Here is a 13,859-nt window from a genome sequence, read left to right as displayed (position 1 = left end):
ATACATTGCCCGGAGGCGAATGGATTAGGACGAAGCGGCGTCCGAAGCAACGACTTCGGCCGAAGCTTCAACCGATTCAACAACGGCCGAAGCGGCGTCCGAAGCAGCGTCGGTTGCTTCAGTGGCCTTCGGTTGGCAAGCAGCAACGGACAGCGAAGCAGCAGCAACAGCGGCGATCAGGGCGACGCGAACGATTTTGGAGGTCATGATCAGATCCTTGATTCTAACGTTAGAGCGTCAGGACCTTTAAGCCTACGCCCACGAACCAAGTCATACTCAAAACGTCTGAGTCTCGCAAGAGCTATTTCACAAAACTGTGATCGCAGATGCGATTGTGACCGGCTTTTTCAACAGAAAGGATGAATTCGCGGCTATACACAGCCCAAAAAGCCTCCGTCCGGAGGTGAAATCCAGTCCGGCGCGGGGCGCCCCGCCGGGAGATCAACGCAAACAGAGGGTGATTCCCTGGTTTTCGCTGGAACTGATGGCACATCGTGGCAGCGCCAATAACGGTTAACCGATCGGTCAGGCCGCTTCGGCCGGGATATTGTTGAGTGCCTCTTCCATTTCGAGGAAGGAGGGCTGTGACGGACTGGGGATCGAACCACGGCCGATTTCGACAGATATCTGGGCGGCATTGCCATGCAGGTGGGCAACGAGGACCGACTGGATGATCTTGTAGAATGCGCTCTCTTCTTCGATCACGCCGGACATGCGCGTGGCGAATGGACCGACCAGGCCATAGGCCAGGAACACGCCCATAAAGGTACCGACCAGCGCGCCGCCGATCATGGCGCCCAGCACCTCCGGCGGTTCGGTAATAGAGCCCATGGTCTTGATAACCCCCAGAACGGCGGCAACGATGCCAAGCGCCGGCAGGGCGTCGGCCATGTTTTGCAGGGCGTGGGCGGGATGCAGGGCTTCATGGTGGTGCTTTTCGAGCTGCTTTTCCATGGCGTCTTCGACCTGGTGGGGGTCTTCCAGGTTCATGGTCATCATGCGCAGAGTGTCGCAAATGAAGTCGACGGCGAAGTGATCTTTTACAATCTTGGGAAATCGCTTGAAGATACTGGAATCATGAGGCTTTTCGATGTGACTCTCAAGTGCAATGACGCCCTTGGACTTCATCGTCTTGGTTAGCAGAAACAGCAGCGACAACAGGTCGCGGTAGTCTGACGCTTTCCATTTGGGGCCGCCAAAAACCTTGCCCATGCCGCCACCCATGCCCTTTAGGGTCGTCAGCGAATTGCTGATCAGACTGGCGGCAACAGCGGAGCCACCGATGGCCATAAACTCATGGGGCGCAGCTTCGATGATGGGCGCGAAGTTGCCGCCGGCCAGCATGTAGCTGCCAAACACCATGCCGAAGAGGAGGACGATACCGATAATCTGAAACATTGAGGGCCCACGCGCGAATCTTTCGCCCACTATCTCGGTTAATCATTAAGGCCCGGTTTCCTGATGGCGAATTTTAACCGTGAATTTTTACCAGCTTCAGAAAGGAGGATTTAATCACGAAAATCACGAACCGCCGCGAAGCCGCTTTGTAAAGGGAGCGAAAACATAAGTCAGAGCCGCCTCGCGAGCAGCTTATACCAAGCCTCATAAAGAATGACGCTTGGTATTCGCATGTTTTCAGCTCAAGCGCCGGACTAGGCGCCCCCCATGGCTCCTCGCATAAGCTCGGGCGCCCAAGAACGTTCTTTGGCGCGCTTGCCAGTCCGCGATGAGTCAAGGTCATCGCGGGCTGGTATTAAGCTCACGCCAAAAAGTTCGTAGCGTTCGTGTTTAAGTGTTTTCCAGAGCGTAATCCGACAAAGTGTGCAGCACTTTTCGGATAAATTGCGCGACAAAACAGAAACTTAGAGCGGGGTTTTGATTCTATCAGAACTCATCCCGCTCTAAGACGGCGGCGAAGCTGGAGTCCCGCCCTGCATGACCACGAATCGGTTGGCCAGGTCGAAGCTGAGATAGCCGTCCGCCACCTCGCCCCGCGCTTTTTGCCACTCCCTTATCGCCTGGCGGGTCTTGACGCCGATGACTCCATCGATCGTCCCGACGTCGTAGCCAGCCGCAGTCAAAGCCGCCTGCGACGTCTTGCGCTGGCTGAGGCTCAGGGGCGGCTCTACCGGCCACGACGTTTTCAAAGCCGGCTTGCCGGCGATCAGATCAGCGATCAGGCCTACCGCCAGGGCATAGCTGGTCGAGTTGTTGTATTTGCGTATGACATAGTGGTTCGGCAGGGCCAGGAAGGCCGGCCCCCTCGCGCCCGATGGCAGCAGCAAGGTGGTCTGCTCGGCCTGCTCAGACGGCCGCCAGTAGCCACCATCAGCCCGCTTGACGCCGATCGCCGCCCACTCGGCCGGTGTCTTCCTGGCGGTTTCGCTGAGATAGTAGTCAAACCCGGACGGAAGGATCACCTCGACAGCCCAATCCTGGTCAGTCTTCCATCCCGCCTTGGCCAGGAGGTTGGCCGATGACGCCAAGGCATCGGAATCGGACTTCCAGATGTCGACAATGCCGTCCTTGTCGCCGTCGGTACCGAGGCGAAGATAGTTATCCGGCAGGAACTGGGTCTGCCCCATCGCCCCGGCCCACGACCCCTTCAAGGTCTCGCGTCCGATCTTGTGGTCGCGCAGAATGGTCAGGCAAGCGATCAACTCGTCTTCAGCCCACACCCGGCGGCGGCCGTCATAGGCCAGGGTCGCCAGGGCCGAGATGACATCTATATTGCCCTGGACGCGGCCAAGATCGCTTTCCATGGTCCAGATTCCGCCCAGAAGATGCGCAGGCACACCAAAGGTCGTGACGATGACGGGCACATGGGTATTGGCGTCGAGTTTGCTGCGGGCAGCCGCGGCGCGCGGCGGGCTGACCGACTGGCGCATGTAGGAACTGGCCGGCTTGGAAAATTCGGGCTGCTGGTTATCCGACGACAGAACATTGGTCAGCGGCTTAACGCCCTCCAGCACCTGACTGGTAAACATGGGATCGAAGCCGCGCGAAGCGGCTTTGCTGATGAAGTTCTGCTTCCACTGGTCGAAATTGGCGTAGGAAATGGCCGGCACCGGCGCCGGGGCGGGCTGAGCTGCGGCAGGCGCCGAAGAGGCGGAACCGGAAGAGGCCGGTGCCGGCTCACCCGACGCAACGGGGGGCGCCACCGGAACCTCTGGCATGGGCGCAGGCGGCTGTGTGCTGGTAGCGCAGGCGCTCAACAGGGCGAACAGGCTGAGATAACGAAGGCGCATGTGGGCTCCTGACTTTGCGACAATCTACCCCGATTGTGAGTCGATTTCCAAGGCATTAAAGGCCACACCTGCAACGAAAATAACGGGCAGTGCACCAAATTGTGGTTCAGGGCTGCTTTATCGCGTTGACAAAATTGAGGCGCTCACCTAGAAGCCACCGCTCTTGTCATGCCGGTCATCGCAAAGCGCGTCGCGCCAGGTTGACATAACACAGTCATTTTCGGGTAGAACCATGAAAGTCCGCAGCTCGCTCAAGTCGCTCAAGGGTCGCCATCGCGACTGCAAGATCGTGCGCCGCAAAGGCGTCGTCTATGTTATCAACAAGACCGATCCGCGCTTCAAGGCCAAGCAGGGCTAATCTTTCCGGCGCCCAGTTACGTTAGTTCAAAAAAACGCTTGAAGTCTATGGATTTCAAGCGTTTTTTCATGTCAGGATGATATTTATGGTTAAGGCCGTTCTGTTTGATGTCGGCAATGTCATCATTACCTGGCATGCCGCCAATCTGTACAACGCGATGATTGCCGATCCGGTACGACGCGCCTTCGTACTGGAGACCGTCGTGCCGATGTCATGGCACGCAGCCCATGACGCAGGCGTGACCTTCGCCGAGAACCGCAAGGAACGACTGCTGACCTATCCGTCTTATAAGGCGGAAATCCTGGCGTTTGACGAGCGTTTCGAAGAGATGCTCGGCGAGCTGGTCGCTGAAACCGTCGCCATCATCGAAGAATTGCACAAAAACAGCGTGCCCCTGTACGCCCTGACAAACATGCCTGCCGAGAAGTCCGCCATGGTTTTCTCGAAAAGCCCGGTGTTCGGCTATTTCCGCGACATCATCGTCTCGGGCGTCGAAAAGGTGATCAAGCCCGATCCCGCCATCTACGACATTACGCTGCGTCGCTTAGGCCTGCCGCCTGAGGAGATATTCTTCACGGACGACAATGCTGCCAATATTGATGTTGCGAAGTCCATAGGCTTTGTCACCCATCTGTTCGACGATCCGAAAACCCTGCGTCCGGCCTTGGCTGCGGCGGGCGTTTTGTAACTATCCACAGGCGATCCGCGTCATCTGCAAACTGGGCGTTGAGGTGGCGAATCACCTTGGCTATGGTTCAGTCCAACTTTTTCAGTTTCGGGATTATCGCCATGGCCGACGACGCCGCTTCCATCACCTCCAATGACGTTATCACTGGCGCCGCCCAGACCCGCCTGCGCACCATCATCGAGCGCATCGAGCGTCTGGAGGAAGACAAGGCCGTAATCGCGAACGACATCAAGGAAGTTTATGCCGAAGCCAAGGGTGAAGGCTTCGACGTTAAGATCCTGCGTAAGGTCGTGTCGATCCGCAAGAAGGACAAGATCAAGCGTGACGAAGAGGACGCCCTGCTCGACCTCTACATGTCGGCCATAGGCATGTAAGGCTTGACGCAGGCCATGACCGCGCTCAAATCTTGGTCATGGCCTTCACCTCCAAACCCGGAAAGCCGCTCAAGCGCGCCAAATCGCTGCAAACCAAGACGGCCATGAGACCTGGCAGCGGTATGAAAGCCGCCCCGCCCTCGCCCTCCGGACAACGCAAGGCTCAGCAAAAATCCCTGCAAAGCGCGACTCTGCGCGCCCTGAAAAAAGCCCGCCACGACGCCGCCCAGTCCGGCGTCGAATTGTCGCCCTGGGAAAGCGAGTTCATCGAGGATGTCGCCTTGCGCATCAAGACCTATGGCCGCGCGTTTGCCGATCCTGACAAGGGTGCGATGAATGGCACCCTGTCTGTGCGCCAGGGCTTAAAACTCAAGGAAATCCGCAAGAAGGCACGAATGGTTAAACCTGATGCTGAGGCGTAGTCTGCTTACGGCACTGTCGGCTCTGGTTCTGGCGCCTCTGCGCGTCCTGGCGGCTACGCGACCGAAGAAAGAGGTCCTGGCCTTCTATTACGGCTGGTACCGCACAAAGGACGCGCAGGCGCACTGGCAAAATCCCGGCTCGCCCAACATGCCCATCCGTGGGCCTTACGACAGCCAGGATGACGCCGTCATCACCCGCCATGTCGACCAGGCGAAAGCCAACGGCATTAGCGGCTTCATTGCCTCGTGGTGGGGGCCGAACGATGCCACAGATCAACAGTTGCCGAAGCTGCTCCGCGCCGCTGGCAAGGCCGGTCTGAAGGTCTGCGCCTATGTCGAGAACGCCGCGACACCGCAGGCCCTGGCCGAACAGGTTCTGTACCTTCACCGAACCCACGCCGGTCACCGGCAATGGTTGACACTGGATGGCCGGCCCGTCGTCTTCCTCTATGATCGAGTCCTGCAAACTCTTGGCCTTGAGGGCTGGAAGCAAGCCAAGGCCTTGATCGAACAAAATGCCAAGGGCGCTTTGGCGTTTATCGCTACTGGTAACGGTCGCAACCAGATCGCAGAACGCGCGCCTTATTTCGACGGCGTCCATATCTACGACATGGCCTTCTATCTCAACCAAAAGCGCGACATCTCCTGGTTGTGGCGCCGTCAGTTCTACAGCGGCTGGGTAGGCTACCAGAAGGCCTTGCGCGTCAAGACCGCCACGCTCATGCCTGGATATGACGATCGCCTGGTGCCGGACCGGCCAAAACCGCGACCGGTCATCGACCGGGACCGGGGCAGGCTGTTCCGCGCCCTGTGGGACGCCGCCATCGCCGCCGATCCCGACTGGATCCTGATCGTGTCGTTCAACGAATGGCATGAAGCTTCGGAAATCGAGCCTTCACAGCAAAATGGTGACCGCGAACTCCTTACCTGCCGCAGCAAAAGCGCGCGCTTTTTGAGGTGACAACCCTGGTCAAAACGGCGTTCGGCTGCTAACACCGTTCTCAACGATAAAACAAAAACGGTTGGGAAGATGACAGAAACGACGCAGCGCGGCGGCAAGCCCTCATGGCTGGAGCGCATTACTTACGGGTTCGGAGACTTCGGCTTCAACCTTTATTGGGCGACCATCTCGACCTTTCTGCTGTACTTCTATACGGACAGCGTCGGCCTGGATCCGGCTACTGCGGGGACCATGTTACTCGTCGTCAAGCTGATCGACGCCTGCGTTGATCCGATTATGGGCGCTGTGGCCGACCGGACCAGGTCGAAATGGGGGCGGTTTCGTCCGTGGCTGTTATGGGGCAGCCTTCCACTGGCCATTTTCGGCGTCATCACCTTCGTCACCCCCGATCTATCGCTGAACGGCAAGTTGGTCTATGCCGCCCTGACCTTCGGCACCATGGGCGCCCTCTATTCGGTCGCCAACATTCCCTATGGCGCCTTGTCCGGCGTGCTTACCAACGATCCGCAAATCCGCACCCAGATCAACAGTTTTCGCTTCGTGGGCGGCTTCCTTGGCACCACTTTCGTCAACTACTTCACGCTCAAATTTGTGGGATGGTTCGACAAGTTGGGAACCATAGACGGCTGGCCGGCAACCATGGCGCTGTACGGTCTGCTGGCCTGTTTCCTGTTCGCGATCCTGGCCTTGGTGACGCGTGAGCGCGTCCAGCCGGGTTCGGAAGCCCAGGCCAGCCCGCTGAAGGATATCGGCGATCTGATGCAGAACCGTCCCTGGGTAATCTTGTTTGCTTTGGCCCTGGTCATCATGGTGACAATCAGCACTCGCGCCGGAGCCAGCATCTATTACATCAAATACTTTGCCGGTGGCGACGATAGCGATGCCGGCATGTTCCTGACCGTCTATGGCGTTGCCCTGGCAGTCGGTTCGCTGATCACTCCGGTCCTGACGCGCTTTGTCGACAAGAAACGATTGCTGATCATCCTGATGACGCTGGTTGGCCTGTTGTCCTGCGCCTTCTACCTGATACCAAGAGACAATATGGCTCTGATGTACGTACTCCAGGCGGCTATAGGACTGTGCCTGGGACCGAAATCACCCTTGACCTTTTCCATGTATGCCGACGCGGCCGACTACAACGAACACAGGACAGGCCGACGGGCCACCGCCATGACCTTTGCCGCCGCCACCTTCTCGCAAAAGACGGGCGGAGCCCTGGCCTCGGCCGTTATTGGCTGGGTACTGACCTCCATGGGTTACGTCGCCAAACAGGCCCAGACAGGCGCGTCGCAGGAGGGCATTGTCCTGCTGATGAGCATCGTGCCCGGCATCGTAGCCTTCTTGTCGGTCCTGATCCTCCTCCTCTATAATCTCGACGATTCCAGGCTGAAAACCATCCAGGCCGACCTGGACGCGCGCAGGTCCAGGATCTGAAGCCTCCCCATGCCCCTGATCGATTTCGAGGCCCGGCTGTGCCGTTTGAACAGCCCGACCGCCCTCCCCCTGGCCGCAGGTTACCTGTGGAACAAGCGGATGATGATCCATATGAACGCTCGCGGTTACGCTACCGCCCAGTTCATGCAGCCGGAGCCGTCGAAATACGCACGCGCCCAGGTTCTGGAACAGAAGCACTTCATGCTGCCGGAGCAAGGCACCTATGCCCACCATCCCGGCCGCTTCTTCTACCTTAAAGACCGCGACAGCGGCGACCTGCGCTCCGCGCCCTATGAGCCGGTTCGCGCGTCCTGGGACAGGTTCGCTTTCAACGTCCGGCCAGAAACCATTGGCTGGGTGCTAGAACAGGGGGGCTTGCGGCTCGAACTCGATCTGGTCTTGCCGGTCGACGAAGCTGTCGAACTGTGGGAGCTGCGCCTGAGTAACACCGGTGCCGCATCGCGTCGCCTCAGCCTTTACCCGGTCTTTCCTCTCGGCCTCATGAGCTGGATGAATCAGGCGGCGCGGTTCGACGCCACCCTTAACGGCATCGTAGCCAGTTCGGTCACGCCCTACCAAAAGGTCGCCGACTATTTCAAGAACAAGGAGCTGAAGGACAAAGTGTTTCTTCTGTCCGAAACGGTACCTGTGGCGTTTGAGACCTGTCAGCGCCCGTTCGAAGGCGAAGGCGGACTGCACCACCCTGACGCCGTGGTGGCTGAGCGCCTTTTGGGCGGCACGGCCCTGTACGAAAATCCGATCGCAGCGCTGCAATTTGACCACGACCTGGCGGCTGGTGAAACGGTGACGCATCGTTTCCTGTTCGGCCCGGCCTTCGACCACGCCGAGATCCAGCGGGCCAAAGACGCCTGGTTGTCCCCCGCTGGCTTCGGACGCGCCCGCAGGGAGTATACCGCCTATATGGCCCACGGTGCGGGATCGCTCAATATTGATTTTGATGAAGAGCACCTCGCCACCTTCATCAATTGCTGGCTGCCGCGTCAGGTCCACTACCACGGCGACACCAACCGACTGACCACCGATCCGCAAACGCGCAACTTCCTGCAGGACGCTATGGGCAACGTCTATATCCGCCCACAGACTGTGCGCGCCACCTTGCTCAAAGCCTTGTCGCAACAGCATGGCAACGGTTCCATGCCTGACGGCATCACCCTGTATGATGGTGCCGAGTTGAAATATATCAACCAGGTTCCGCACACCGATCACTGCGTCTGGCTGCCTATGCTGCTGGAGGCCTATCTCGATGAAACCGGCGATTACGACGTTCTCGACGTCATGGTGACGGACCAGGAAACCCGGAGGCCACTAACCGTACGGGACCGTGTTTCGAGGGCCATGCAATGGTTGATTGAAAAGGTCGACTATCGCGGCCTCAGCTTCATCGAGCAGGGCGACTGGAACGACCCGATGAACATGGTTGGCTGGAAGGGCAAGGGCGTATCAGGCTGGCTCACCATCGCCACCGCCTATGGCCTGAACCTGTGGGCGCAGATCCTGGCCAACGATGGCCGCGATATCACGCAGTTCGCTTCTGCCGGCGCCAGGTTCCGCGACGCAGCCAATAGTCATCTTTGGGACGGCGACTGGTATGGCCGGGGCATCACCGACGACGGCGTCCTGTTCGGAGTCAAGGCCGATGATGAAGGCCGGATATACCTCAACCCGCAAAGTTTTGCCCTTATGGGCGGGGTTGCAGACGATACTAAAAAGCCTATAATGATCAGAGCTATAGAAGCGGAACTTGAGACGCTTTTTGGCGTCGAAATGCTGGCGCCCGCCTATACGCATATGCGTGAGGACGTCGGCCGACTGACCCAAAAGCACCCGGGCGTCGCCGAAAACGGCTCGGTCTATAACCACGCCGCCGCCTTCTACATCTACAGCCTCTATCAGGTCGGCGAGAGCGACAAGGCCTTCGAACTGTTGCGCCGGATGCTGGTCGGACCGGATGACGCCGACTACCTTCGTCGCGGCCAGATGCCAGTCTTCGTGCCCAACTATTATCGCGGCGCGCAGCGCCAGTTTCCTGAGGCGGCGGGTCGGTCGTCGCACCTGTTCAACACCGGCACAGTTTCGTGGATCTATCGCAGCGTCATCGAGGGCCTTTTCGGGCTGAAGGGTTGCCGTGACGGCCTGCGCATTTCACCGCAACTGCCATCGCAATGGCCGACGGCGCGCGTCACCCGGCGCTTCCGCGGTGCAATTTTCGACCTTGCCATCCGCAGCGACGCTGCGGTTACGACGACAACCGTCATCTGCTCGGGAGCAACCGTTGACGGCAATTTGATCCGGGGCTTCGAGTCCGGGAAAACCTATTACGTTGAAGTGGTTACACCGCCCCGATAAAGACAGGACGCGGCACCTCGACCTTCTGGTTTTTCGGTGTCAAGGTACCGTCATCATTGAGCGTGAAGATGACGATATCGTTGCTGCGCTGGTGCGCTACGGCGACACGCTTGTGGTCCTCATAGAGAGCAAAGAAGCGCGGCCAATCACCCAGGGTCGGGGCGATCTGTAGCAGTTTCAACCCGCCAAGGGCATCGGTTTCGAACACAGCAATGCTATGGTGGCCGCGGTTGGAAGCATAGACCCGCGTGCCGGCAGCATTGACGGCAATATGGGCCGCCTGGCTCTTGCCGGCAAAATCGGCCGGCAGCAGTGACGCAGTCTGTATCTGCGTGAGGCTTCCGTCGGCATTTTTCTTCAGGCTGATCAACTGGTTGCTGAGTTCCGTCACCAGGAAGGCAACCTCCCCCGCCGGATGGAAGGCCAGGTGGCGAGGCCCCGATCCCGGCGGCGCCTGAAAGGCAGTGACGGCCTCTGCGACCGTGCGCCGGGCGGCATCGTAGCCATAGGCCAGAACCTGATCGGTCCCGAGATCGACGCTGTAGATGTGCTTTTGGTCCGGCGAGAACTGGACCCAGTGGGCGTGCGGACCACCCTGGCGGTCTTTGTTCGGGCCGGATCCGCTATTTTTGCGGTTGGCGGCAGAAGCCAGCAACTCACCAGCGTCGCTCAAGGGGTAGACCACGATATTACCACCGCCGTAATTGGCAATCGCCAAAGCGCGCTCGTCCCTGGACAGGGCGGCGTAACAGGGTGAAGATCCTTCGCTCGACTGGTCGCTGGTCCGGGTCCACTTGCCGTTGGCGGAGGTCCAGGCTGCGACACGGCCATTATCGCTTTCATTGAGGAGGTAATGCCGTTTGAATTTCGGGCTATAGGCGCCAAACGACAGGTTTTCCACCTGAGGCACGGGCTGACCAACGCTCCAAGTGTCGGTCGCCGTACTATAATTCAGCGGATAAAGGCCCTTGGCATCGTCGCCATTATAGGTGCCGACAAACAGCCTCAGGTCTTCGCTTTTCGCGCAGGCCGAGGTGGCGGCCATGGCCGCGGTGCTGGCCAAAAATGCCCGGCGGCTGAAGATGGAAAAGGAATTGGACATGACGGCTCCCGCAAAACATTTTGCCGTAGTGGTAGCTACCTTACCGCCTCCGGGCCAGCAATTTCTTTCTATATCCAACCCGCCACGACGTACTACAAACGTCACCTCAATAGATTGAGTCGCCACTGCAAGATCGAGTACCCGTAAACTTATGAATTTTAAGACGTTATACGGTCATAACAGATGTAAAATGACGCGCGTTTTACGGTTTCCTCACACTATTGCCCCATAGTCCGGTTTCGGAGTGGCGAACCCAAATGGCGACAGTTGCAACATCCAGGGCTGGTCTTGCGGCCTATCAAAGGGTCGGCACAGTCGAAACCGTCAGCTACAGCCTGGGCGACATCGGTTTTAATCTGTACTGGGCGCCGCTGACAGCGTTTTTAATGCTGTACCTCACCGATGTGGTAGGCCTGAGCGCCGTAGCCGTTGGCGGTCTTCTGGTCTGCATGCGCGTCAGCAGTGCCGTCGCCGAGCCCATCTTCGCCGCCATCGCCGATCGCACCCATACCACATTCGGCCGTTACAGACCTTACTTCCTTTGGCTTTCCCTGCCACTGGCGGCGGCCGGCGTACTGGCCTTTTCAACCGCTAGCTTCTTCGAAGCCGGCCGTCTGCCCGCCGTCTATATCAGCTTCTGCCTGCTGAACCTGATCTATACCGCCATCATGGTCCCCTACAACGCGATCTCCGGCGCTCTGACGCCGGATTCCGGCCAGCGCGAATACCTGATGAGCGCCCGCTTCGGCGGCGGCTTCCTGGCCATGGTCTTTCTGACCTGGCTAACGCCGAAACTGGTCGGCTTTACCGGTCCCGGCGAGGAGGCCCTGGGCTGGCAGTTCGCCATGACCCTGTTCGGCGTCGTCGCAGCTGGGATATTTATCAATCTCTTCCTCAACACCCACGAACGCTTTACGCCGCAAGCCCCTCCCAACACCAATCCGCTGCTTGATGTGGGCGATTTGTTCACCTGCAGGCCGTGGGTGGTCTTATTCGCGTTGGCCCTGGTTCAAATGGTCGCTTTTGCCCTGCATACCGGCGTGGCACCCTATTACGTCAAATACTATATTGGCGATCCGGGCCTGGTTACCGGCTTCATCATGCTGTTCGGCCTGGGCCTGGCGGCCGGGGCAGCGATGACCTCGACCCTGACGCGCTGGCTTCATCGACGCAGCCTGATCGCTTACATGCTGGGTTTAACGGCGGCCTCCAGCCTCGGGCTTTACCTGGCGCCTCACGACCAGATCGGCCTGATTTTGTTCTGCCAGTTGCTGAGCGGCCTGGCGCTTGGTCCGATCTGGGCCATCACCATGGCCATGTATGCCGACGTCGCCGATTTCAATGCCTGGCGCACGGGCAAGAGCGCCACCGCCATGACGTTTGCCCTGCTGATGGTGGCCCGCAAGATCGGCGCCACGATAGCCATTACCCTGATCGCGTGGGCCCTCACCGTGCAGGGCTATACCGCCAATACCCAAGCCTCGACCGAATTGCTGGACCATATCCGTATTCTGATCGGCCTGGTACCGGCCGCCATGGCGGCCTTGGGTGCCGTGATCATCGGTTTTTATAACCTGAACCCCGCCCAGTTGGTCCGGGCCCAGGCCGAGCTTGCCGTTGGGATCATCGGTAACGACGACCCGTCCACCCGAGCGGCGCAGAAGCCCTGAGTTCACAGGAACGCCCAGCCTCCTTAAGCCTATATAGAATCTATACAGGCCTGTGGCGCATCTATACGCCGGCCATATGCGCTTGCGCCCAGCAGCCTGTCGGACACGGTTAAAATCAATTTGTGACCGTGCGATCGGTTTGGCGCAAGCCAAAGCTCATGGTAGCTCGGTCACGACCTGGCTCATGATGATCAATCTTTTTTCGATCGAAACCTGACTTTTTGAGACAGCCGGGTCCGCCCAGGCGCTTCGGTATGGTTAGTTAATCGCTTAGGAGACCCTTCAGGTTGGGGCGAGGCTGAACATGCGCTTGATGTTCCATGCCATTGTAACGAGGCTCCACTCTGCCTGGTCATTTTCTAGGCCGCGCAAGTGGAATTGTCGGAATCCCATTACGGCTTTGATAGTGTCAAACACGGGTACTGAGGTCTGTTTAGGAAGAGCGCATAGGGCCTTGCCTTGCGGGGTCTTGAGGCGATGTGTCCTGGAGGCCGCCACAGCGAAGGAATGCGTGCAGAACCTGACCCTTAACCAACCGGACCTGGTTCTGCTCGACCTCGGCCTGCCGGACCAGGATGGCCAGGACTTTATCCGCGCGGTGCGGGAGTGGTCGCAGGTGCCGATCATCGTCCTGTCGGCACGTGAGCAGGAGGCCGACAAGATCGAGGCGCTGGAAAGCGGCGCTGACGATTACCTGACAAAGCCGTTTGCGCCGCGCGAACTGCTGGCCCGGATTAAGGTGGCCCTGCGTCACGCTGCCCGCGACGCCGGCCCCAGATTGGAGATCTTCGAGCGCAACGGTTTGCGGCTGGACCTTTCGGCGCGACGGGTGTGGCTGGACGGCGAAGACGTCCACCTGACGCCGATCGAATACCGCCTGTTGACGGCGCTGATCCAGCATTCCGGCAAGGTCTTGACCCACGCCCAGCTTCTGAACGCTGTCTGGGGCCGGCGCTCAACCGAGCAGAACCACTATCTGCGCATCCATACCCAGCATCTGCGCGAGAAGCTGAAGGACGATCCCTTAAGCCCGCGCTTTATCCTGACCGAACCGGGTATCGGCTATCGCTTCTCCGATTGACCTACCAAACCATTTGGGCAAGCACATCGGCCTGGGTCGCGCTCAGCACCGTTATGATATTGCCGCCACCGAGATTGATGACAACATCGGCCCCGACCTGACTGACCAAACCGGAATTGGCGACGCCTCCGGTGTAGGCATTGACATTGATCGT

The 13,859-nt window shown here is 58.9% G+C and carries 13 protein-coding genes and 1 pseudogene; 9 read left to right on the top strand and 5 right to left on the bottom strand.

Going from position 1 to position 13,859, the window contains the following annotated elements:
- Nucleotides 1-24: 24 nt before the first annotated feature.
- From ABAC402_RS25130 to ABAC402_RS25120, 3 genes are all read right to left on the bottom strand, one after another.
- The gene (locus ABAC402_RS25130; RefSeq protein ID WP_023448434.1) at nucleotides 25-207 is read right to left on the bottom strand and encodes a hypothetical protein; all 183 of its coding nucleotides are present in this window, start codon (nucleotides 205-207) and stop codon (nucleotides 25-27) included.
- 318 nt (nucleotides 208-525) lie between these two features.
- Nucleotides 526-1,398 carry a flagellar motor stator protein MotA gene (motA, locus tag ABAC402_RS25125; protein ID WP_023448433.1) on the bottom strand — a complete coding sequence of 291 codons (873 nt, stop codon included), beginning with the start codon at nucleotides 1,396-1,398 and terminating at the stop codon, nucleotides 526-528.
- Between the two features lie 503 nt (nucleotides 1,399-1,901).
- The gene (locus tag ABAC402_RS25120; RefSeq protein WP_023448432.1) at nucleotides 1,902-3,248 is read right to left on the bottom strand and encodes a lytic murein transglycosylase; all 1,347 of its coding nucleotides are present in this window, start codon (nucleotides 3,246-3,248) and stop codon (nucleotides 1,902-1,904) included.
- A 232-nt stretch (nucleotides 3,249-3,480) separates the two neighbouring features.
- Here ABAC402_RS25120 and ykgO point away from each other — a divergent pair, with 232 nt between their 5' ends.
- From ykgO to ABAC402_RS25085, 7 genes are all read left to right on the top strand, one after another.
- On the top strand, nucleotides 3,481-3,606 hold the full coding sequence (gene ykgO, locus ABAC402_RS25115; protein WP_006274063.1) for a type B 50S ribosomal protein L36: 126 nt from the start codon (nucleotides 3,481-3,483) through the stop codon (nucleotides 3,604-3,606).
- 85 nt (nucleotides 3,607-3,691) lie between these two features.
- Nucleotides 3,692-4,294, top strand: coding sequence for an HAD family phosphatase (locus tag ABAC402_RS25110; protein WP_031235228.1), 603 nt, complete (start codon nucleotides 3,692-3,694; stop codon nucleotides 4,292-4,294).
- 101 nt (nucleotides 4,295-4,395) lie between these two features.
- Nucleotides 4,396-4,668 (top strand): DUF2312 domain-containing protein, encoded by a 273-nt coding sequence (locus tag ABAC402_RS25105; protein WP_031235227.1) that lies wholly within the window; start codon nucleotides 4,396-4,398, stop codon nucleotides 4,666-4,668.
- A 38-nt stretch (nucleotides 4,669-4,706) separates the two neighbouring features.
- A complete protein-coding gene (locus tag ABAC402_RS25100; protein ID WP_023448429.1) occupies nucleotides 4,707-5,090 on the top strand; it encodes a hypothetical protein in 384 nt (127 codons plus the stop codon).
- Complete coding sequence (locus ABAC402_RS25095; RefSeq protein WP_023448428.1) at nucleotides 5,077-6,051, top strand: hypothetical protein; 975 nt, start codon at nucleotides 5,077-5,079, stop codon at nucleotides 6,049-6,051. The genes ABAC402_RS25100 and ABAC402_RS25095 overlap by 14 nt, the downstream gene beginning before the upstream one ends.
- Nucleotides 6,052-6,120: 69 nt before the next feature.
- The gene (locus ABAC402_RS25090; RefSeq protein ID WP_023448427.1) at nucleotides 6,121-7,485 is read left to right on the top strand and encodes an MFS transporter; all 1,365 of its coding nucleotides are present in this window, start codon (nucleotides 6,121-6,123) and stop codon (nucleotides 7,483-7,485) included.
- A 9-nt stretch (nucleotides 7,486-7,494) separates the two neighbouring features.
- Entirely contained in the window at nucleotides 7,495-9,852 is a 2,358-nt protein-coding gene (locus ABAC402_RS25085; protein ID WP_023448426.1) for a GH36-type glycosyl hydrolase domain-containing protein, read from the top strand.
- On the opposite strand, the gene ABAC402_RS25080 is transcribed toward ABAC402_RS25085, so the two are convergent.
- Nucleotides 9,836-10,954, bottom strand: coding sequence for a lactonase family protein (locus ABAC402_RS25080; protein ID WP_023448425.1), 1,119 nt, complete (start codon nucleotides 10,952-10,954; stop codon nucleotides 9,836-9,838). The two genes, ABAC402_RS25085 and ABAC402_RS25080, sit on opposite strands and share 17 nt — an antisense overlap.
- Nucleotides 10,955-11,211: 257 nt before the next feature.
- On the opposite strand from ABAC402_RS25080, the gene ABAC402_RS25075 reads away from it, so the two are divergent.
- On the top strand, nucleotides 11,212-12,624 hold the full coding sequence (locus ABAC402_RS25075) for an MFS transporter (protein ID WP_023448424.1): 1,413 nt from the start codon (nucleotides 11,212-11,214) through the stop codon (nucleotides 12,622-12,624).
- Nucleotides 12,625-12,906: 282 nt separating this feature from the next.
- Here the strand turns inward: ABAC402_RS25075 and ABAC402_RS0119825 are convergent.
- A pseudogene (locus tag ABAC402_RS0119825) lies at nucleotides 12,907-13,104 on the bottom strand (transposase); the annotation flags it as partial.
- Between ABAC402_RS0119825 and ABAC402_RS25070 the strand changes: the two are divergent.
- Nucleotides 13,031-13,705, top strand: coding sequence for a winged helix-turn-helix domain-containing protein (locus tag ABAC402_RS25070; RefSeq protein WP_369751339.1), 675 nt, complete (start codon nucleotides 13,031-13,033; stop codon nucleotides 13,703-13,705). The pseudogene ABAC402_RS0119825 and the gene ABAC402_RS25070 sit on opposite strands and share 74 nt — an antisense overlap.
- Nucleotides 13,706-13,859: the final 154 nt, after the last annotated feature.

The organism is Asticcacaulis sp. AC402, assembly GCF_000495835.1.
Classification (GTDB): Bacteria; Pseudomonadota; Alphaproteobacteria; order Caulobacterales; family Caulobacteraceae; genus Asticcacaulis.
Note: the sequence above shows the minus strand (reverse complement) of the source record. Positions and strands in the feature narration are given on the sequence as shown.

Bases quoted from the DNA above. Each gene is read 5' to 3' on its own strand.
- ABAC402_RS25105 (WP_031235227.1), top strand. From the start codon at position 4,396: ATGGCCGACGACGCCGCTTCCATCACCTCCAATGACGTTATCACTGGC.
- ABAC402_RS25130 (WP_023448434.1), bottom strand. From the start codon at position 207: ATGACCTCCAAAATCGTTCGCGTCGCCCTGATCGCCGCTGTTGCTGCT.
- motA (WP_023448433.1), bottom strand. From the start codon at position 1,398: ATGTTTCAGATTATCGGTATCGTCCTCCTCTTCGGCATGGTGTTTGGC.
- ABAC402_RS25080 (WP_023448425.1), bottom strand. From the start codon at position 10,954: ATGTCCAATTCCTTTTCCATCTTCAGCCGCCGGGCATTTTTGGCCAGC.
- ABAC402_RS25075 (WP_023448424.1), top strand. From the start codon at position 11,212: ATGGCGACAGTTGCAACATCCAGGGCTGGTCTTGCGGCCTATCAAAGG.
- ykgO (WP_006274063.1), top strand. From the start codon at position 3,481: ATGAAAGTCCGCAGCTCGCTCAAGTCGCTCAAGGGTCGCCATCGCGAC.
- ABAC402_RS25090 (WP_023448427.1), top strand. From the start codon at position 6,121: ATGACAGAAACGACGCAGCGCGGCGGCAAGCCCTCATGGCTGGAGCGC.
- ABAC402_RS25120 (WP_023448432.1), bottom strand. From the start codon at position 3,248: ATGCGCCTTCGTTATCTCAGCCTGTTCGCCCTGTTGAGCGCCTGCGCT.
- ABAC402_RS25110 (WP_031235228.1), top strand. From the start codon at position 3,692: ATGGTTAAGGCCGTTCTGTTTGATGTCGGCAATGTCATCATTACCTGG.
- ABAC402_RS25095 (WP_023448428.1), top strand. From the start codon at position 5,077: ATGCTGAGGCGTAGTCTGCTTACGGCACTGTCGGCTCTGGTTCTGGCG.
- ABAC402_RS25100 (WP_023448429.1), top strand. From the start codon at position 4,707: ATGGCCTTCACCTCCAAACCCGGAAAGCCGCTCAAGCGCGCCAAATCG.
- ABAC402_RS25085 (WP_023448426.1), top strand. From the start codon at position 7,495: ATGCCCCTGATCGATTTCGAGGCCCGGCTGTGCCGTTTGAACAGCCCG.